The 20,100-nt window shown below is 68.2% G+C and carries 17 protein-coding genes and 1 pseudogene; 6 read left to right on the forward strand and 12 right to left on the reverse strand.

Features of this window, described 5'->3' with window-relative positions; all coding sequences use genetic code 11:
• The 5 genes from AC07OX_RS30490 to AC07OX_RS30510 form a co-directional block, all read left to right on the forward strand.
• The coding region (locus tag AC07OX_RS30490) for a DUF2345 domain-containing protein (RefSeq protein ID WP_495263235.1) at positions 1-2,109 on the forward strand (2,109 nt) is incomplete at its 5' end.
• A complete protein-coding gene (locus tag AC07OX_RS30495) occupies positions 2,099-2,851 on the forward strand; it encodes an MINDY family deubiquitinase (RefSeq protein WP_495263234.1) in 753 nt (250 codons plus the stop codon). The genes AC07OX_RS30490 and AC07OX_RS30495, both read left to right, overlap by 11 nt.
• Before the next feature lie 447 nt (positions 2,852-3,298).
• Positions 3,299-3,946, forward strand: a complete 648-nt coding sequence (locus AC07OX_RS30500; protein WP_139701516.1) for a hypothetical protein — start codon at positions 3,299-3,301, stop codon at positions 3,944-3,946.
• Between the two features lie 229 nt (positions 3,947-4,175).
• A complete protein-coding gene (locus tag AC07OX_RS30505; protein ID WP_495263233.1) occupies positions 4,176-5,483 on the forward strand; it encodes an MFS transporter in 1,308 nt (435 codons plus the stop codon).
• Positions 5,484-5,635: 152 nt separating this feature from the next.
• Complete coding sequence (locus AC07OX_RS30510) at positions 5,636-6,616, forward strand: AraC-like ligand-binding domain-containing protein (protein ID WP_095743481.1); 981 nt, start codon at positions 5,636-5,638, stop codon at positions 6,614-6,616.
• 10 nt (positions 6,617-6,626) lie between these two features.
• On the opposite strand, the gene AC07OX_RS30515 is transcribed toward AC07OX_RS30510, so the two are convergent.
• Both AC07OX_RS30515 and AC07OX_RS30520 read right to left on the reverse strand, forming a co-directional pair.
• Entirely contained in the window at positions 6,627-7,925 is a 1,299-nt protein-coding gene (locus AC07OX_RS30515) for a hypothetical protein (protein WP_495263232.1), read from the reverse strand.
• 4 nt (positions 7,926-7,929) lie between these two features.
• The gene (locus AC07OX_RS30520) at positions 7,930-8,919 is read right to left on the reverse strand and encodes a Bug family tripartite tricarboxylate transporter substrate binding protein (protein ID WP_495263231.1); all 990 of its coding nucleotides are present in this window, start codon (positions 8,917-8,919) and stop codon (positions 7,930-7,932) included.
• Between the two features lie 163 nt (positions 8,920-9,082).
• Between AC07OX_RS30520 and AC07OX_RS30525 the strand changes: the two genes are divergently transcribed.
• A complete protein-coding gene (locus AC07OX_RS30525; protein WP_495263230.1) occupies positions 9,083-10,024 on the forward strand; it encodes a LysR substrate-binding domain-containing protein in 942 nt (313 codons plus the stop codon).
• Here the strand turns inward: AC07OX_RS30525 and AC07OX_RS30530 are convergent.
• The 10 genes and pseudogenes from AC07OX_RS30530 to AC07OX_RS30575 all read right to left on the reverse strand — a co-directional run.
• Positions 10,021-10,728 carry an ABC transporter ATP-binding protein gene (locus tag AC07OX_RS30530; protein WP_095743477.1) on the reverse strand — a complete coding sequence of 236 codons (708 nt, stop codon included), beginning with the start codon at positions 10,726-10,728 and terminating at the stop codon, positions 10,021-10,023. The genes AC07OX_RS30525 and AC07OX_RS30530 overlap by 4 nt on opposite strands.
• Before the next feature lie 7 nt (positions 10,729-10,735).
• Complete coding sequence (locus AC07OX_RS30535; protein ID WP_495263229.1) at positions 10,736-11,443, reverse strand: ABC transporter ATP-binding protein; 708 nt, start codon at positions 11,441-11,443, stop codon at positions 10,736-10,738.
• A complete protein-coding gene (locus AC07OX_RS30540; RefSeq protein ID WP_495263228.1) occupies positions 11,440-12,510 on the reverse strand; it encodes a branched-chain amino acid ABC transporter permease in 1,071 nt (356 codons plus the stop codon). Before AC07OX_RS30540 ends, AC07OX_RS30535 begins: the two co-directional genes overlap by 4 nt.
• Positions 12,507-13,376, reverse strand: coding sequence for a branched-chain amino acid ABC transporter permease (locus AC07OX_RS30545; RefSeq protein WP_062476232.1), 870 nt, complete (start codon positions 13,374-13,376; stop codon positions 12,507-12,509). The genes AC07OX_RS30540 and AC07OX_RS30545 overlap by 4 nt, the downstream gene beginning before the upstream one ends.
• A 12-nt stretch (positions 13,377-13,388) precedes the next feature.
• Positions 13,389-14,654 (reverse strand): ABC transporter substrate-binding protein, encoded by a 1,266-nt coding sequence (locus AC07OX_RS30550; protein WP_495263227.1) that lies wholly within the window; start codon positions 14,652-14,654, stop codon positions 13,389-13,391.
• A gap of 42 nt (positions 14,655-14,696) precedes the next feature.
• Positions 14,697-16,199 carry an aldehyde dehydrogenase family protein gene (locus AC07OX_RS30555; protein ID WP_495263226.1) on the reverse strand — a complete coding sequence of 501 codons (1,503 nt, stop codon included), beginning with the start codon at positions 16,197-16,199 and terminating at the stop codon, positions 14,697-14,699.
• Between the two features lie 46 nt (positions 16,200-16,245).
• The gene (locus tag AC07OX_RS30560; RefSeq protein ID WP_095949463.1) at positions 16,246-16,638 is read right to left on the reverse strand and encodes a nuclear transport factor 2 family protein; all 393 of its coding nucleotides are present in this window, start codon (positions 16,636-16,638) and stop codon (positions 16,246-16,248) included.
• A 26-nt stretch (positions 16,639-16,664) separates the two neighbouring features.
• Positions 16,665-17,465: a MoaF C-terminal domain-containing protein gene (locus AC07OX_RS30565; protein ID WP_495263225.1), complete on the reverse strand. Its 801-nt coding sequence runs from the start codon at positions 17,463-17,465 to the stop codon at positions 16,665-16,667.
• Between the two features lie 16 nt (positions 17,466-17,481).
• A complete protein-coding gene (locus AC07OX_RS30570; RefSeq protein ID WP_495263224.1) occupies positions 17,482-18,288 on the reverse strand; it encodes an SDR family NAD(P)-dependent oxidoreductase in 807 nt (268 codons plus the stop codon).
• A 79-nt stretch (positions 18,289-18,367) separates the two neighbouring features.
• Positions 18,368-19,960: pseudogene (locus AC07OX_RS30575) on the reverse strand (GMC family oxidoreductase); the annotation flags it as partial.
• Positions 19,961-20,100 lie beyond the last annotated feature (140 nt).

Below are 20,100 nucleotides of genomic sequence, written 5' to 3' on the forward strand. Positions count from 1 at the left end.
ATCACCACCGAAGCAAGGGGCAACGCGGCGAACCATGCCAAGGACATGGGAGAGACGGTTCAGCGACTAAAAGCGGCACAGGACCAGCACGACGCACTGGCCGAAGCAGCTCAAGTGCACAAGGCGCAAGAGCAAGGCACCGATCAAGACATCGTGCAGAAGGCCTTGAAGGCGCAGAACGACGCGATTCAAGGCAAGGAAGGACAGGACGAGGATGGCCGCTTTCCTGAACTAAACGAACCACACCTCGTGCTCGCCAGCCCCGCGGGCATCGAGGCCAGCACGCCCGGCAGCATTCACTTGCACACCGGAGAGCACACAGCCTTCACGAGCCAGGGGCACACCTCCATCGGCACCGCCAAGTGCTGGCTGGCCAGCGCAGCCGAGGGCATCCGCGCGTTCACGCACAAGAAGGGCGTCAAGCTCATCGCGAGCGAAGACCCGATCGAGATCCAGGCGCACAGCGACGAGGTGGTTCTTGTTGCGCACAAGGACGTCGTCATCAAGAGCGTGGAGGGCGAGCTACACATCGCCGCCAAGAAGAAGGTCGTGATCATCGGCGGGGGCAGCTACTCGGAGTGGAGCGAGAGCGGCATCAAGCATGGCACTGCCGGCACCTGGCAGGAGCATGCGGCGCTGCATGCGCAGGTCGGGCCTATGAGCCTCGACGCGCTGTATCCGGTATTTCCCCAGGCAGGCTTTGCCGAGAAACAGAATCTGATCGAAGAGCACTTCGTGTTGATCGAGCACGCGGGTGGACTGCGCTTGCCAGAGCAAAAATACCGCATCACCTTCCAAGGCGGCAGAACCATCGAGGGCAAGTCCAACGACCAGGGCGAGACCGAGGTCGTACAGAGCATGGTGCGTCAAATCACAACCGTGGAGGTGCTGCGAAATTCAGAAGATGGCGTGCTGGCCAGCTACACGCCCTTTGTGCAAACGCCCGCGACACAGACCTACGAGCACGATGGTGGTATGGTGGCCGAGCAGCGCACGCCAAAGAAGAAAATTGGGGGCAAGGACCACGAGGCCAATGAAGACAAGGCCACCAGCGAAGGCAAAGCACCGGTTCACACCAGTTGCGATCCGAACAACTGGGGGTTGCGAAAGAGCGAGCCGAAGGCCAAGGATGCGACGCGCTGGGAGTACCCAGTGATTGGCGCCTATGTGAAGGCCATCAAACCGGCGTTGATGGCGCTCAATTGGAAGGAAGCGACTTGGCCGTTGGGTGAAGAGGATTTCAAGAGCCTGCTTGGAACACTCAGGGCGAATATCGGGGGCGCACTCGCCACAACGTCGTTCGGCCTGCCAGAGGGGGCGATGCCGACATTTTTGATACCGAGAGACTCCGAGGCCATTGCGCTTGGCATGAAGCCCGACGACAAGGATCTCAAGGGGCAGATGCGCACCAACGACTGGTTGCTCGTGGCCTGCAAACGCGGAGTCACGTTCATGATCGATGCTGCAAAGAGCGGTGACTCCACAGAGTTGACGGAGTGCGTTCGAGAATTCGCTAGCACCATGTACCACGAGGCACGCCATGCGCAGCAGTTCTTCTGGGTGGCAGCCATGGCGCAGCAGTTCCCCGATGACTACAAGAATCTGCCCAGCATGCGGGGATTCTGGAAGAGCGTGATGCCTTCCAGAATATTCGAATTGGCCGGCACAACCCCCGTGCCCAATGAGCCCAGCGCTCGCGCGGGACTACACCGCATGGTCATCGGCATGTACTACTGGCAACTGACCCGCATCGCGGCGCATGTCAAACGCGACCCTCCCACCGTGAACAAGCCCATCGCGTTCTCCGACATTCTTCCAATCGAACTTCCCCTGGCACGAAAGGCTGCCTATGACCTCCTTGAAAACGTGGGCCTCGGCGGCCTGTCCATCGACGTGGATGCGATGGCCAAAGCCGAGGGAGGTGGCACCGGCTACCGCATGCAGCCTTGGGAAGAAGACGGCTTCGCGTGCGACGAACTGGTCAAGCGCCTTTGGGTCGGTGATTCTGACAATCATCTACCTGAACCCGGCTTTTGCACAACTGCGCTCCGCTACGCCCTTAGAGGTCGGGGTAGCGGCACCTCAGAAGCAGCCAGCCATGCGAACTGAAGCCGAGAAGAAATCCCAGCGCGAGGCCTACAAGGAGGAGGCTCAAAGAGCCCAGGATGCCTATGACAACTTCCGCTACACCGACGCGCAGCGCGAGCAGACGATCGAGTTCATCGCGGCGGCGATGAGGGTGATTCGTGGCGAGGTCGAGTTCGACAGCTTGAAACGCTTGCTGCCTGTCCTGCGCACGGGCATCGGGCTGAAGCCAAACACCAGCGCCAGATTTGATTTCGATTCGAGTTTCTTGAATAAGTGGACCGGCATCGACATGAGCACGATTCCGAAGCGGGATGGCAGCGCGGGCTTCGAACCTGTGTGGTTCCAGATCGACTTCGGCCCCGAAATGAACATCCCGCGCGAGCGCCTGGAGACGCTGCTGCAGCTCAAGGTCGTACATGGGTGGACCATGGACGGGGGAAATCTTCGGTGGGAGATGGCTCCGCTCCATGGCTTGCCATATTTCAATGGCGGCTCATTCCTGTATTCACCCCTGAAGCAGCCACAGGAGGATTTTGATGTTGAAGTCAGATTCACCTACCTGAACGGCCCGGACAAGGATCCCTGGACAGCGCAGAGGCTTGTGCGTCTTCAAATCATCCGCGACTACTTGACGCCCGAGCAGATCAAGAAGCGCAACGACCAGAAGCTCCGCCATCTGCCTCAGGCCGGTGAGCGCGCCCCGAAGGACGGGCACTGCGCGGCGGTGTTTGCAGACGACGCTTTGACCGCTTCGCCCCCTTGAGCAGCGCACATGCACCTATAGCGAAGGCCAGTGGCTAGGAGTGATGGATGCCCCAAACCCCACGACCAGGCAGCGGCAACCTGTGTACGCGTGGTGGCAGTTGCTGGGGTCCGATCGACTGGCGACCGAACTGAACAGGCTTTTTCCATCGAGCGGACAACAGAGGCTTTGAACAGAGCCGCAGTGCACGAGAGGCCGCAAATGACCTTTAAGACGTCGGCCTTGGCGGCCTGTCCATCGACCTGGATGCGATGGCTAAAGCCAAGGGAGGCGGCTCTGGCGACCACATGCCCCCCTGGGAAGAAGACAGCTTCGCATGCGACGAGTTGGTCGAGCGCCTTTAGAGCGGTGATCCTGACAATCTGCTGCCTGAACCCGGCTTTTGCACAACTGCTCTCCGCTACGCCGTCCAGGCCCGGGAGAGCGGTACCCCGGGAGGAATCAGCCATGCAAACTGAAGCCGAGAAGAAAGCTCAACGTGCGGCGTACAAGGTAGAGGCGCAGAGGGCTCAGGCTGCCTATGACAACTTCCGCTACACCGACGCGCAGCGCGAGCAGACCATCGAGTTCATCGGTGCGGCCATGCAGGTGATTCGCGGCGAGGCTGAGTTCGACAGTCTGAAGCAGTTGCTTCCTGTCACCGGCACGGGTATGGGGTTGAGGCCGAACACCAGCTCCAGATTCGATTTCGATTCGGATTTTTTGAACAAGTGGACCGGCATCGACGTGAGCACGATCCCGAAACGGGATGGCGGCGCGGGCTTCGAGCCAGCGTGGTTCCAGATCGATTTCCGTCCCCCAATGAACATCCCACGCGAGCGCCTAGAGGAGCTGCTGCAGCTCAAGGTCGTGCATGGGTGGAGCCCGGACGGGGGTAACCTTCAATTTGAAATGGCCCCGCTTCATGGCTTGCCCTATTTCAATGGCGGCTCATTCTTGTACTCACCGCTGAAGCAGCCACAGGGGGATTTTGATGTTGAGGTCAGGTTCACCTATCTGAACGGCCCCGACAAAGATCCCTGGACCGCCACGAGACTCAGTGATATTCAAATCCGTCGCCAATATCTGGTCTCAGAGCCCGTCAAGCTGCGCTGACCAGTAGTTCGACTTCCATCCCCGACGGTGATCCATGGCAACTCCTGGCCGATTTCAATCGACATGAGGACTGAAGACCCTTCCTTTGGATTGCGCCGCACAAGGCACCTGCACAAGCGCCCAAGCACGCGCGGCGCTGCATTGACAGCTACCTGACTCCCTTCGTCAGGTGCAGGTCGGGAACCCCGACCTACCCTTGGGCCCACAACACCGCCCCAGGGGACACACCATGACTTCCGCGCCTGCCAACGCGCATTCCTCCTCGAAATTCGCCACCGTCCTGCGCGTGACCGGCGGCAACTTCATGGAGATGTTCGATTTCTTCCTGTTCGGCTTCTACGCCACGCAGATCTCGAAGGCCTTCTTCCCCGCGGGCAACGAGTTCGCGTCGCTGATGCTGACCTTCATGACCTTCGGCGCGGGCTTCCTGATGCGGCCGCTGGGCGCCATCTTTCTCGGCGCGTACGTCGACCGCGTCGGCCGCCGCCAGGGGCTGATCGTCACGCTCGCGCTGATGGCCGTCGGCACGCTGCTCATCGCCTGCGTGCCGAGCTACGCGACCATCGGCGTCATCGCGCCGCTCTTGGTGCTGGTCGGACGGCTGCTGCAGGGCTTCTCGGCCGGCGTGGAGCTGGGCGGGGTGTCGGTGTACCTGTCGGAAATGGCCACGCCGGGCCGCAAGGGCTTCTACGTGAGCTGGCAGTCGGCCAGCCAGCAGGTGGCCATCGTCGTCGCCGCCGCGCTCGGCTACTGGCTCAACGTGACTTTCACGCCCCAGGAGATCGGTGACTTCTACTGGCGCATTCCCTTCTTCGTCGGCTGCCTGATCGTGCCGGTGCTGTTCATCATCCGCCGCTCGCTGCAGGAGACCGAGGAGTTCATGGCGCGCAAGCACCGCCCCGACGTGCGCGAGATCTTCCGCTCGATGGTGGCCAACTGGGGCCTCGTGGTCGCCGGGATGATGCTGGTGTCGATGACCACCGTGTCGTTCTACCTGATCACCGTCTACACGCCCACCTTCGGCAAGGCCGTGCTGCACCTGAGCACGACCGACGCGCTCATCGTCACGCTGTGCGTGGCCATTTCCAACTTCTTCTGGCTGCCGGTCATGGGCTCGCTGTCGGACCGCGTGGGGCGCAAGCCGCTGCTCGTGCTGTTCACCGTGCTGACCATCCTCACGGCCTACCCGTCGCTCAAGTGGCTGGTCGGCGCACCGAGCTTCGCGCGCATGCTCGAGGTGGAGCTGTGGCTGTCGTTCCTGTACGCCAGCTACAACGGCGCGATGGTGGTGGCGCTCACCGAGGTGATGCCGGTCAGCGTGCGCACCGCCGGCTTTTCGCTGGCCTACAGCCTCGCCACGGCGCTGTTCGGCGGCTTCACGCCGGCCATTGCCACGGGGCTGATCGAGATGACCGGCGACAAGGGCGCGCCCGGCCTGTGGATGACGGCCGCCGCGGCCTGCGGGCTGATCGCGACGCTCATGCTGTACCGCCGCAACGTCGACCCGGCTGACGCGGGCCGCGTGCCCGTCGTCTGAGAAGGTGTGAACCGCGGGCATTGACCCAGCGCGCACCGGTCGTTGACCGGGAGCGCACCGCCCCTGCCGCCCCGGGTGGAAGTACCGATGATGGCGCGCGCCGACCTGCCTATCCTGCACCAGCGCTTCCGGCGCCCCCTGGGAACCACGGCATGAACGCACACCACTTCAGCACCCGGCTCGAACACCCGGCCGACCGGCAGGCCTGCTGGGGCCGCATCAACGAGTCGTACTTCGGCGCGCTGCGCGTGCAGTGCCTCGACCCCGGCCCGTTCGACGCCCGCATGGACGCCTACGAGCTCGGCCCCCTGGGCATGTTCATGATCGAGGCGCCCTCGCACCGCGTGGCGCGGCCCGACACGCACCGCGAGATCGCGCTCGACGAGCACTACAAGCTGGTGCTGCAGCTGGAAGGCCACGGCCACATCTCGCAGCGCGACCGCGAGTTCCACCTGCACCCGGGCGACTGGAGCCTGTACGACCCGCGCGTGCCCTACGCCATCACCAATCCCGAGCGCTCGCGCCTCTTGGCCATCACGATCCCGCGCCAGCAGTTCAAGGGCATGAAGATGCCCGACCTGCACACCTGCGAGGCCCACACGCCGGCCATGCAGGGGCTGTACGCGGTGCTTGGTTCGTTCCTCACCTCGCTGGCCGACCAGTTGCCTTCGCTGCCCAATGCCGTCGGCCGTTCGGTCAGCGACACCGTGCTGGGCCTGCTGGCCTCCACGCTCGCCACGCACGCCGACGAGCAGTTCGGCGCGCAGCCGCTGCCCGGCGTGCTGAAGGCGCGCGTGAAGCAGTTCGTGCACGCCCACCTGGCCGATCCGGCCCTGTCGCTCGACCTCATCGCGCAGCAGCTGCGCTGCTCCAAGCGCTACCTGCACCGCGTGTTCGAGGACGAAGACCAGACGCTCGACCGCTTCATCTGGCAGATGCGCCTGGAGCGCTGCAGCGAGGCGCTGCGCCAGGCCGCGGGCGGCCGGGCCTCGGTGTCCGAGATCGCCTTCGCCTGGGGCTTCAACAGCAGCGCGCATTTCTGCCGCGTGTTCAAGGCGCAGTACGGCGTGTCGCCGCGCGAATTCCAGCGGCGCGAGGCGCAGCGGGCGATGTCGCCGGCGCTCACACACTAGGCAACGCCTTTCAGGGGCTGCCCACGATCCCCGACACGTCGACGATGTACATCTGCCGCTGCGATTCGTGCACCGAGTCGATGCACACCTGCAGCCCGTCGCGGCGCCAGCGCGGGTGCAGGTCGCACCGGTTCTCCTTGCTCAGCGCCGGCGAGGCGTAGAAGCTGCCCAGGTCGTGGCGCCGGCCGGTGGCCATGTCGAACAGGAACAGCACGCGCTCGTGCGTGCGGGCGTCGGGGTAGGTGTCGCTCAGCAGCCAGCGCGTGTTCACCGGCGAGAAGGTCATGTGGCCGTTCTCCACCAGCACGCCGTCGCCGATCACGCGGACCTCGCCGCCCACGCGGTCGTGGTACAGGTGGTAGTGGATCTTTCCGGCGTGCGGGCCCCACACGATGATGTGCTCGTCGTCCTGCCACAGCGGGTGCGAGATCTGGTACTCGGACTTCTCGTAGTCGAAGGTGCCCACGGCCGTCGGGTCGAAGTCGTCCGCCAGCTGCGGCAGCGGGTGGTCGGAGCACTCCAGCAGGCGCAGGTCGGAGCCGTCGGGATTCATCGTGAGCAGGCGGTGCAGGAAGCAGGTCTCGTCCTCGACGCGCTCGGTCCAGCGGTGCAGGAACAGCACGCGCGACGACGATGGGTTGACCTCGATGTGGCTCACCCAGTGGATCGCCTTGTCCATCGACGCGCGCGGATGAAACCGGCGCAGGTCCTCGTAGCTCAGCAGCAGCCGCGCCGTGCCGGTGGCCAGGTCGGTCGCGTGGATGCCGTCGTCGGCCGGTGCCAGCGGCAGCTCGAACGGCCCGCCGGCTTCGCTGTAGCCGATGGTGCGGTGCGTGATGTACAGGCGCCGGTAGTCCACGCTCAAGGCCCAGCGGCTGTCGGGCGCCACCACGTAGATCGGCAACGGCAGCAGGCGTTTCGCGCCGGTGTCGACGTCGAGCACCGTGGCGCCGAAGCCGGGGTAGAACGCATCGGCATCGCCGGTGCGGCTGTTGTAGACCAGCTGGCGCCCCGGCGCGCCGTCGAGCCACTGCAGCTGGCTGCCCATCTGCCAGTTCCACGCGGTGGTGTCGCCGACTGCATAGAAGCGGTCGTTGTCCTGGAGGTCGAAGTAGCCGATGCGTGCTGCCGCCGCCGGCGTGAGTTCGGCGTCCATCCAGGGCACCTGCTGCGCCAGCAGGTAGCGCCCGCTGCGGTCCCAGGCGCTCTTGTTGTAGTAGCCGAAGAAATGGTGCTGCGCGCCATCGCCCACGCGGCGGCAGGGCACGGGCGCGAGGCGGGGTTGTTCAAGAAGTGGGTTCGACGACATGGGCTCACTCCGCTGCAATGCGGCCTTGCTGGATCACCTTGTCCCAGCGCAGCTTCTCGGCGGCGATGAAGCGCGTCGCGGCGTCGCGCGTGTTGGCCACCGGCGTCATGCCCTGCTCCGACAGGCCCTGGCGGAACTCCGGCGCGGCGACGATCTTGCGGATGTCGGCATTGAGCTTGTCGGCGATGGCATCGGGCACCTTGGCGCTCACCGCCACCGTGGTCCACGAGGTGGCCTCGAAGGCCGCAAAGCCCGACTCGATCGCGGTCGGCACTTCGGGCAGCGCCGGCAGGCGTGTCTTGCCCGTCACGGCCAGCGCCTTGAGCTTGCCGCCGCGGATGTGGGCCAGCGTGGTCGGCGGGTTCTCGAACATCAGCTGGATCTGCCCGGCCAGCAGGTCGTTCAGCGCGGCCGTGCTGCCCTTGTAGGGCACGTGCACGAGCGGTGCGTTGGCCGTGAGCTTGAACAGCTCGCCGATCATGTGCACCGACGAGCCCACGCCGGCCGAGCCGAAGTTGATGGTGTCCGGCTGCTTGCGCGCCAGCGCCACCAGCTGCTTCAGGTCGTTGACGGGCAGCGCGGGGTTGGCGACCACGACGTGCGGCATCTCGGCCAGCACCGTGACCACCTTCAGGTCGGTCGCGGGGTCGTAGCTCAGCTTCTTGAACACGCCGTAGGTCGCGTGCAGCCCGATCGAGCCGAGCAGCAGCGTGTAGCCGTCGGCCGGTGCATCGGCCACGAACTTGCCGCCGATGTGCCCGCCGGCGCCGGGCTTGTTGTCGACCACCACCGACTGCTTGTACAGCTTGCCCAGGCGGTCGGCCAGCATGCGGGCCTGCACGTCGGAGCTGCCGCCGGCGGTGAAGGGCACCACGAGCCGGATCATCCGGTCGGGGTAGGCCTGCGGCTGCGATGCCTGCGACATCGAAGCGACGCCCAGGGCCAGTGCGAGAAGGCCGAGGCCGGCGACCCTGCGGGGCCAGTGCTGTGTCATGCGTCTTCCTTGCTGTGCGCCGCGACGGCGCGATGGAGGGGGTGGATAGGGCGCAGTCTAGGAACGCAGCATCATTCTGAAAAATTCATTTTCATTCGCAGGCTATGCAGAAAAGATATGCCATGCTTTCTGCCTTGCACCGTGCAGCCCCAGGAGCCCCCGCATGTCGCGCCCGTTGAACTTCCGCCAGATCGAGGCCTTTCGCGCCGTGATGCAGACCGGCACCACCACCGCCGCCGCGGCCCTGCTGCACACCACGCAGCCGTCCGTGAGCCGCCTGCTCTCGCAGATCCAGCATGCCACCGGGCTCAAGCTATTCGACATCCACAAGGGCCGCCTGCGCCCCACGCACGAGGCGCGCCAGCTGTTCGACACGGTGCAGCGCCACTTCCTGGGCCTGGACCGCATCGAGCAGAGCGTGGCGGTGCTGCGCAAGTCGGGCGCGGGCTCGCTGCGCGTGGGCTGCACGCCGGCGCTCGGGCTCGGTGTGATGCCGCAGGTGATCCATGCCTTCTCGCGGCTGCACCCCGAAGTGCACGTCAACCTGCAGACCGTCGGCACGCACGCCTTGCGCGAAGGCCTGCTCTACGGCCTGTACGACGTCGCGCTCAGCACCGCCGCCTTCCACGACCCGCAGCTCGACGCGGTCAGCCTGCACAAGGCCAGTGCGGTGTGCGTCGTGCATCCCGGGCATGCGCTGGCGCACCGCGACGCGATCCATGTGCGCGACCTGAAGCAGCAGGTGCTGCTCACGCTGAATGCCGACGACGAGATCCACCAGCAGTTCCAGCGCACGCTGCAGCAGCACCGCATCGAATGCGCCGCCACGGTCGAGACGACCTACTCGGTCACCATCTGCATGATGGCCGCGCAGGGCACCGGCGTCGGCATCGTCAACCCCTACGTGGCCTCCGTGTTCGCACGCGACCTGAAGATCCTGCCGCTGTCGCCGCGCTGCCCGGTGGAGGTGTCGATGGCGTTCTCGCCGCAGTCGGCGCCTTCGGCCATCGCCGAGGAGTTCACCGCGCGGCTGCGCGACCACTTCCAGGCCTTCGTGATGCCTACCGCACGGAAGGCGCAGAAGGCGCAGAAGGCGCGCGCCTAGGCCGCCGCGAGGTAGCTGCTGTGCAGGATCTCCGGCCGGCTGCGCAGTTCTTCCGACGAGCCCGCAAAAGCCATGCGCCCGCGCTCCAGCACATAGGCGCGGCTCGACACAGCCAGCGCCACGGTCGTGAACTGCTCGATCAGCAGCACGCCCACGCCCTCGCGCGCGACCTGCTGCACCACCTCGACCAGCCGCTTGACCACCGCGGGTGCGAGCCCCAGCGAGAGTTCGTCGATCGCGAGGTAGCGCGGCTTGCCGATGAGCGCCTGCGCGATGCAGACCATCTGCTTCTGTCCACCCGACAGCGAACGCGCGGGCAGCGCGAGCTTCACGCGCAGTTCTGGGAACACGCCGAGCACACGCTCGACCGCATCGGCCACACCGGCCGCGGGCAGCGCGGTGGCGGCGGCGCGCAGGTTGTCGAGCACCGACAGCTCGCCGAGCACGCGATGCCCTTCCGGCACCACCGCCACGCCCAGCGCGCGCACGCGCTCGGGCCGCTGGCCGTGCAGTGCGTGGCCCTCGACCTCGATGCGCCCGCCCGCGAGCGGCAGCACGCCGCCGATCGCCATCACGGTGCTCGACTTGCCCGCGCCGTTGGCGCCCAGCAGCGCCGTCACCTCGCCCGGCGGCACCTGCAGGTCGATGCCGTGCAGCACGGCCTTGCCGCCGCGCTGCAGGCGCAGATCGGTCACGTTCAGCATGGGGTGGTCACTCCGTTCCCAGGTAGGCCTTGCGCACGGCCGGATCGTCGAGCACTTCGCGCGTGGGGCCGAGCGCGAGGCGGCGGCCGAAGTCGAGCACCAGGGTCTGCGTGCAGGTCGCGGCGATCAGGTCGACGTCGTGGTCGATGAGCAGCACCTGCGCGCCGCAGAAGGTGTGCACCGCGCCGATCGTGCGGCGCAGCACGCCGGCCTCCTGCTCGGTGAGGCCGGCGCCGGGCTCGTCGAGCAGCAGCAGCTTGGGCGCGCCGACCAGCGATTTCGCGAGCTCGAGCATTCGGCGCTGGAACAGGTTGAGGCGGTGGCCCATGACAGTCGCCACGTCGAGCAGGCCCGTGTGCGACAGCGCGCGCGCCACCTGCGACGCGGCCTCGCCGCGTGCGTGCGGCACATGGTCGAGCAGCGCGCGCACGTTGTCCCACACGCTGAGGTCTTCCACCACCTGCTCGGTCTGGAACGAGCGGCGCAGGCCGAAGCGCACGCGCGCGATGGGCTTCAGGCCCAGCAGGTCGGTGCCGTCCACCGCCACGCGGCCGGCGCTGGGCGACACGAGGCCGCTGAGCACGTTGACCAGCGTGGTCTTGCCCGCGCCGTTCGGCCCGATCAGGCCGCACACGGGCGCATCGAGCTGCGCCGTGAGCGCGTCGATGGCCTTGACGCCACCGAAGGCGACGGTGAGATCGTCGATGCGGATCATGGCGCGGCGTCCTTGTCCTTCGATGCAGAAAACCGCTTGCGCACCGCCTCGAACACGCCCATCAGCTGCCCCGCGATGCCGCTCGGCGCGGTGATGAGCGCATGCAGCAGCGCCACGCCGAAGAAGATCATCGCGAGGTAGCCGTTGACGCCGAAGTCGGTCAGCAGCGCCGGCACCGCGCGCAGCAGCAGCCCCGCGATGAGCGCACCGGCCCAGTGGTACACGCCGCCCACCACCGTGAGCGCGAACAGCATCACCGATTCGCCGGCCGTGAAGGCGCGCCCGTCGAGCTGCCCTACGCCGCCCGCGAGCAGCGCGCCGGCCACGCCGGCGCAGAAGCCCGCGAGCCCGAAGGCCCAGGTCTGGTAGCGCAGGATGTTCACGCCGGCCGCCACGGCCGCCGCCTCGCCGCGCCGGATCAGCGCCCACGAGCGGCCCGCGCGCGTGCGCCGGTGCAGCTCGATCAGCGCCAGCACCGCCGCCAGCCACACGGCCACGTAGCGGAAGTACGCGGCGTCGGACAGCGCCAGCGCGGGCCGCGGCATCATCAGCCGCTCGCTGCCGAACACGCGGCCCAGCCAGCCCGCGCCGCCATCGGGAAAGCCCGTCACGTTGACGACCACCTGGAAGCCGCCCGCCATCATCATCGTGACGAGCGCCAGGTACAGCCCCTTGAGCCGCAGCGCCGGCAGCCCCGCGAGCATGCCCACGACGCAGGACAGCAGCCCGCCCGCGAGCACCGACAGCTCGAAGGGCCAGCCCAGCCCGTGCCCCGCGCGCAGCGCGACCCAGCCGCCCGCGCCGAGCAGCGCGTACTGGCACAGCGACACCAGCCCGAGCTGGCCATAGAGCAGCGCCACGCCGGCCGCCGCGACCGACAGCGCGAGCGACGACGTGAGCGTCTTGATCCAGTACGCGTTCGCGAACCACGGCACGGCCCAGCCGATCAGCAGCACGCAGGCCACCATGAGCACGAGCGAGCGGCGGGCGCGGCGCGTGGCCTGCGCGAGCGCGGCGGGCGCCGCGTCGGACGCGGGCATGGCGCCTTCGAGGATCGACGCGTTCATGCCGACCGCGTCCCCGCGCGGTAGAAGACGATCATCGCCAGCGCGATGAGGAACGGCGTCGCCGTGCGAAAGGCCGCGAAGCCCGGCACCGTGATCGCCAGCGCCTCCAGCACGCCGATGGCGATGCCGCCCGCCACCGTGGCCGGCAGCGAATGCAGGCGGCCGATGATGGCGGCGGCAAAGGCCGGAATCACGAGGAAGGTCAGCAGCGTGGCCTGCAGCCGCACGATGTTGGCCAGCAGCAGCCCGCACACGCCCGCGAAGGCGCCGCTCAATATCCACGCCACCGTGTCGACGCCGAGCACGCGGATGCCGAGCAGCGCGCTCAGGTCGCGGTCGTTGGCCAGCGCGCGCATCTTCAGGCCCACGCGCGTCTTCGACAGCAGCAGGCCGACGCCGCCCATCATCAGCACCGCCAACGCCAGGCCCAGTGCGCGCGTGTGCGTGAGCCGCACCTCGACCTCGCCCAACACGAACTCGAGCGCGCCGCCGTCGGTCGGCAGCACGAGGCGGCGCGGCTGCTCGCCCCAGGTCCATTCGGTGAAACCCACCACCACGAGCGCGAAGCCCAGGGTCGCGATGCTGCGGATGGTCGGGTCGCGGTGCGACAGGCGCGGCGCCAAGAGGCGCCCGTAGGCCAGCGACAGCGCCATGGCCGCGAGCACGGCCGCGCACCACGCCAGGCCCTGCGGCCAGTCGGCTTCGAGCAGCGTCCAGGCCACATACGCGCCGAGCGCGCCGATGGCCCCGAAGGCGAAGTTCAGCACGCCCGACGAGCGATAGAGCACCACCAGCCCCACGCCCGAGAGCGCGTACACCGCGCCCAGGCCCAGGCCCGAGATGACGAAAGGCAGGTAGTCCTCCATGGCCCGGCGCGCTTACTTCAGGCCCATCTTCTGCTCGTCGGCGCGGATGTCGACCAGCTCCGGGTCGTCCGCCGTGAGGCAGCCACCGGGTGCGAAGCGCCAGCCGTTGCCGTCGGGGCTGGCCATGGGGCCGCTGTTGTTGGCGTTGTGGCGGTTGCCGTTGCCCACGTAGAAGGGCTTGCACAGGATGTCGCTGCGGAAGTCGCTCACCTTGCGCAGCGCGTCGGTCACGCTGGCACGGTCGAGCTTCTTCGGGTCCATCTTCAGCATCGCCTGCGTGGCCAGGCGCGCGGCCAGGTAGCCGGCCTGCGAGAAGGTGTCGCGCGGGTCGCTCTTGGCACCGTGCTTGTCCATCACGGCCAGCCAGTTCTTGTTGTCGGGCCCGGCCGATTCGAGCGGGTTGAACTCGAGGTTGACGTCGAAGTTGCCCTTCCAGTACGGCCCGATGGCCTTGGGCACGTCGACGTTGTAGGCCGGCGCGGCCGACACGAAGTGGATCTTCTTGCCCAGGTTCTGCTGCTCGGCGGCGGCCAGCATCGGCACCAGGATGCCCTTGGGCACGTTCATGATGATGGTGTCGGGCTTCTTCGCGGCGGCCTGCAGCATGGTCGAGGTGGCATCGGCCGAGCCGGGGTCGATGGTGAGGGTCTCGACCGTCACGCCGTTCTTCCTGCCCCATTCCTTCGGCCCCTCGCAGGCCCAGTTGCCCAGGCTCGGGATGTTCGGAATGATGCAGACCATCTTCTTCGCCTTGTACTTCTGCGCGGCGTACATCGCGGCGATGGTGGCCGACACGCGCGGCCCCGCATTCACCGGCACGTAGTTGCGCGCGTTGAAGCACTCGCGCGGCACGCCGGTGCCGGCGATGACCATCACGCCCTCGTCGGCGTACATCTTGGCGTTGGCGCCGCACTCCACGAAGCTGGTGCTGCCCACGAGCGCGACCACCTTGCGGTCCTTCACGAGCTTGGAGGCCACCTGCGCGGCCGTCTCGGGGTTCCACTGGTCGTCGAGCACGAGGTAGTCGACGGGCCGGCCGTTAATGCCGCCGTTGGCGTTGACGCACTTGAAGTACGCGGCCGCCGCCTGCCCCGAGGCGCTGAAGTCGTCGGGGCCGGTCTTGCCGACCACGGCGCCGATGGGAATGGGCTCGCCCGTGGCGGGCTTGCCGGTGTTGAGGCCGCAGTCGGGGCCCGCTTGCGCCCAGGCGCCGCTGAAACCGGCCAGGCCCAGCGCGCCGGCAATGGCCGACAGCGCGATTCGTCTTTTGCTTTGCATGAGGTGTCTCCTTCTTTCTGGGTGATCGAAACCGGGGCGGGGCTACACCGCCATGCACACGCTCTTGAGTTCGGTGAAGCTCTCCACCGCCGCGCGCCCGAGGTCGCGTCCGCTGCCCGACTGCTTCACGCCGCCCAGCGGCAGCGCGTTGTCGAGCACGTTGTGCGCGTTGACCCAGACCACGCCCGCCTGCAGGCGCGGCACGATGCGGTGCACGGCCGAGAGGTCGTTCGACCAGACGCTCGCCGCCAGGCCGTAGGCGCTGTCGTTGGCCAGGCGCACCGCGTCGTCCACGTCGTCGAAGGGCACGACCGTGGCGACCGGACCGAACACTTCCTCGCGCGCGATGCGCATCGATGGCTGCGCGTCGACGAACACGGTGGGCTGCACGAAGCAGCCACCGTCGAAGGCCTGGCGCCCGCCGGTGACCAGCGTGGCGCCCTCGGCCACCGCGCCGTCGATGTGTGCCATCACGCGCGCCAGGTGGCGCTTGGACACGAGCGGCCCGAACTGCGCCTTGGGGTCGAAGCCCGAGCCGATGTGCAGGCCTTCGGCGGCCTGCGCGAGCCGGCGCACCACCTCGTCGAACAGGCCGCGCTGCACGTATACACGCGAACCCGCGGTGCACACCTGGCCCTGGTGAAAGAAGATGCCGTTGGCCGCGCCCTGCGCCGCCGCCACCGGGTCGGCGTCGCCCAGCACGATGAGCGGCGACTTGCCGCCCAGCTCCAGCGTGAGGCGCGCCATGCTGTCGACGGCCGCATGGCCGATGTGCCGGCCCACCGCTGTCGAGCCGGTGAAGCTGATCTTGCGGACATCCGGGTGCGCGGCCAGCGCCGCACCGGCCGTGGCGCCGCGCCCGCACACCACGTTGAGCGCGCCCGGCGGAAAGCCCGCCTCCAGCGCCAGCTCGGCCAGCCGCAGTGCGGTGAGCGGTGTTTCTTCCGACGGCTTGAGCACCACGGTGCAGCCGGCCGCGAGCGCGGGCGCCACCTTCCACAGCGCGATGGCGAGCGGAAAGTTCCACGGCACGATGGCCGCGACCACGCCCACCGGCTCGCGCCGCGTGTACGTGACCCACTGCGCGCCGGGGATGCCGATGGAGTTGTCGAGCGTCTGGCCTTCGAGCTTGGTGGCCCAGCCCGCCATGTAGCGCACGAACTCCGCGCCCGCGCCCACGTCGACCATGCGCGCGATGCCGCGTAGCTTGCCGCTTTGCAGGGTTTCGAGCGCGCTGAGTTCGTCGGCGTGCGATTCGATGAGCGTCGAGAGCGTGTACAGCATGCGCTCGCGGTCGGCCGGGCGCAGCGACTTCCACGCGGCACTCTCGAAGGTGCGGCGCGCGCCGGCGACGGCGGCGTGCACGTCGTCCACGTCGCTGTCGGGCGCCTCGGCCACGGTCATCTCGGTGGCCGGGTCGACCACCGGCAGGTACTGCCCGTTGCGGGGCACGACCTCGTGGCCGTCGATGTGGTTGCCGCGGCGGCGCTGCGCCAGCAGGCCCACCTGGCCGAGGTGTTCGATCGAGAGGTCGCGCAGATTCATGGGCGGGCTCCGGGAAGGGATGCGAGGGATGCGAAAGAAAGCGGCGTCACGGCTGCATGGCGCGCGCGACGAGCAGCGTGTCGGTGAACTGCTCGAAGCGCCGCACCTTTCCGCCCTGCACCTGCCACACATGCGTGACGCGGGCCTGCATCGGCTTGCCGGTGGTGCGGTGGCGCGCGTGGTAGTCGCCGATGCCGACCACGGTGTCGCCGCCGTCGACCAGCCGCTCGAGCACGAAGCGGTAGCCCTCCCACTCGGCACCGAGCACCTGGAAGACCTTCTCGACCACCTGCGCGGGGCCGACGTGCGTGCCGGCGCAGGGAAAGCCGGCCATCTCGGTCCACTGCACGTCGTTGGCCACGTCGGCGAACATCGCGGCGAGGTCGTGGCGGTCGGAAGCGGCGTAGTGGTCGGCCACGATCTGGTAAGGGGTGCGCATGAAAAAGCTCCTGGACAACGGTGAGGTCAGACGGGCCCGAACTCGGGCGGGTAGAAGGTCTGCGAGGCCTTGCGCATGAAGGCGCCGGCGGGGTTGTTGGCGATCGCGCCGGTGCCGGTGAGCCCGAGGAACTTGCCGGTCGAGCGGCCGTTCGCGAAGTCGAAGAAGAACACCGACGCGACCGGAATCAAAAACTCGCGGAAGGTGAAGACGTACTGGTCGTCGTCGAACTTCCAGTAGCTCGCGAGGTCGACGTCGCCGTGGCCGCGCTGCACGCCCACGAGGCACTGCCAGGCGTAGCGCTCGGCGCTCAGGTAGGTGTGCTCGTAGGTGTGGTTGGGGCTGTAGGTCTGCCAGGTGCGCAGGCCGATGAGGTCGCGCGTGGCGTGCGGCGCGCTCCCCGTTGCAGTGCCGCCTTCGAGCGTGCCGGGCCAGAAGTCCTGCGGCACGCGCGGCTGGCCCGCGGCCTCGTCGGCGCCGATGATGCGGCAGCGGATCGCGAGCACGCGGCGCGTGCGCGTGTTGACGACCACGGTCAGCGCCTCGGTCGGCCGGCTGGCCTGCGTGATGTCGAGGAAGAAGGTGTCAGGCGCGACCTCGATGGCCTCGTACCAGTCGCCCTGGCCTTCGCCGCCGCGTGCGCCGTCTTCATGCCAGTCGAGCGTGTGCTGCGCGCGCGGCTGCAGCGTGAGCTTGAAATCGGGCAGCGCGAGCTTCAGCGTCTGGCCGGCGAGTGCATCGGTGGCGGGCAGGCGGTTGGTTGCGATGCCGAGGGCGAACTGGTCGTAGGTCTTCCAGTCGGCGGGCTTGGTGGTGTCGGTGCTCATGAAATCTTTCCCTTCTTCAGGCGTCGTGCGCGAAGGCGATGGTGGGCAGGTCGACCGCGGACGCGCCGCCATCGACCATCAGCGAACTGCCGCTGACCATCGCGGCCAGCGGCGAGGCGAGGAACAGCACGGCGTTCGCCACGTCGTCGGGACTCGCGGCGCGGCCCATCGGCACGTCGCGCGTGACGAGGGCGTAGGCCGCGTCGGCATCGGCCAGGCGGTATTTGTCGACGAGCACCTGCATCTGCTCGTCGGCCATCTCGGTGCGCACCCAGCCGGGGCACACGGCGTTCACGCGCACGCCCTGCTGGCCGTAGTCGCGCGCCAGCGAACGCACGAGACCGATGAGCGCGTGCTTCATGGTCACATAGCCGACCACGCCCGGCCCCGCGAAGTGGCCCGCGAGCGACGAGAGCACGACGATGTTGCCGCGCCGCGCGATGAGCTCGGGCAGCAGCTCGCGCGCGCAGACGAAGGCGGTGTCGAGGTTCAGGCGCGTGGACAGCGCCCACGAGGCGTCGTCGGTGGCAAGCGCATCGCCCACGCCGTGGCCGCCCGCGTTGGCGACCAGCACGTCGACGCCACCGAAGCGTTCGCGCGCGGCGGCCAGGGCGCGCTGCACGTCGGCAGTGTTCGCTGCATCGCCCGCCACCGCGAGCCCGCCGAGCTTCGACGCCACCGCTTCGAGCTGCGCGAGGCGGCGCCCCATCAGCACCACGCGACCGCCCGCCGCGACGAACTGCGCGGCCACCGCCGCACCGATGCCGGTGCCGCCGCCGGTGATGAAGGCGACCTTGCCGGCCATGGAATTCGGGGAACTCATTCGCTGTGTCTCCTGGTTGGGAAGGACTCTAGGTTTCAGTGCGCTTCGGCGATTGACCGACCGTGCAGTCTCAGTTGCCTGACAGCGCGAAGTCGGCGCAGCGCTCGGCCAGCATCACGGTCGGCGCGTTGGTGTTGCCGCTGACGAGCGAAGGCATCACCGAGGCGTCGCACACGCGCAGCCTGGCCACGCCGTGCACGCGCATGCGCGCATCGACCACGGCCATGGCGTCGCGGCCCATGCGGCAGGTGCCGCTCGGGTGGTAGACGGTCTTGGCGCGCTCGCGCACGTAGGCCTCGAGGGCCTCGTCGGACATGTCGTCGGCGGCTGACGGCGCCAGCTCTTCGGACACCACCTCGCGCAGCGCCGGCGCGCGCAGGATGCGGCGTGCCAGCTTCACGCCGCGCACCAGCGTGTCGACATCGGCCTGCGCCTGCAGGTAGCCGCCGTCGAACAGGATCGGCGCCATCGGGTCGGCGCTGCGCAGCGCCACGCGCCCGCGCGACTGCGGGCGCAGGAAGCAGGGGTTGATCGACAGGCCGTGGCCGGCCAGCGGTGCGCGGTCGACATCGCCCACGAGCACGGGCAGCACGTGGAACTGCAGGTCGGGCCGGCCCTCGCCGGTGGTGTCGACGAAGCCGCCGCTCTCGACCACGTTCGATGTGAGCAGGCCGGAGCCGAACATCATCCATTGCAGGCCGTGCTTCAGCGCCGCCAGGCCGCGGTCGTTGCCCAGCAGGCTCACGGGCTCGCGCGTGCGGCCGTAGACCGACACCTCCAGGTGGTCCTGGAAGTTCTCGCCCACGCCGGGCAGGTCTTTCACCACCGGCAGGCCCAGCGCCTGCAACTGCGCGCCGGGGCCGATGCCCGAGAGCAGCAGGAGCTTGGGCGAGGCGAGCGCGCCAGCCGAGAGGATCACCTCGTCGCGCGCGGTGGCGACCACCTCTTCGCCGCTGCCGTTGCGGCCCGTGCGGTAGACCACGCCGGTCGCCGCGCCGTCCTGCGTGAGCACGCGCAGCACGTGCGCGCCCGTCACCACGGTGAGCTTCGGGTCGTCGCGCACGGCCGCGAGGTAGGTGGCGGCGGTGCTCGCGCGCCGGCCTTCGAAAGTCGTGGTCTGGTAGAAGCCCACGCCGGCCTGCGCGGCGCCGTTGAAGTCGTCGTTGTAGGCCAGCCCGCTTTGCTGCGCGGCGCGCAGGAAGGCCAGGCTCAGCGGATGGCGAAAGCGCGTGTCGCTCACCTTCAGCGGCCCGTTCGTACCGTGCAGCTCGCAGGCGAAGCGCGCGTTGCTCTCGGCCTTGCGGAACCACGGCAGCACATCGCGCCAGCCCCAGCCCTCGCAGCCCTGCGCCTCCCAGCCGTCGTAGTCGGCGGGCGTGCCGCGCACGTAGACCATGGCGTTGACCGAACTGCCGCCGCCCAGCGTGCGGCCCTGCGGCACGAACATCTTGCGGCCGGCGGCGGCGGGTTGCGGCTCGCTCTCGTAGGCCCAGGTGCGCTCGGTGCCGATCACGCGCACGAAGGTGGCGGGCATGTGGATGAAGCGGTCGTCGTCGGGCGGGCCCGCCTCCAGCAGCAGCACGCGGCGCCCGGCGCGCACCAGCCGGTGCGCCAGCACGCAGCCGGCCGAGCCGGCGCCCACCACCACCACATCGAAAACCTGCTGCGCCATGTCTGTTCCAGACTGAAGTTGAGTCGGGAACGGATGCTCGCGGCTGGCGCGCGCCCTGGCGCATCGGGGCGGGTTGATGCAACGCAAAGTGCGCTGTCGGTCAACTCACGGCGAACGCGGGGGGCCCTGCGACAATCGGG

The organism is Variovorax sp. GW821-FHT09D07 (assembly GCF_059416345.1).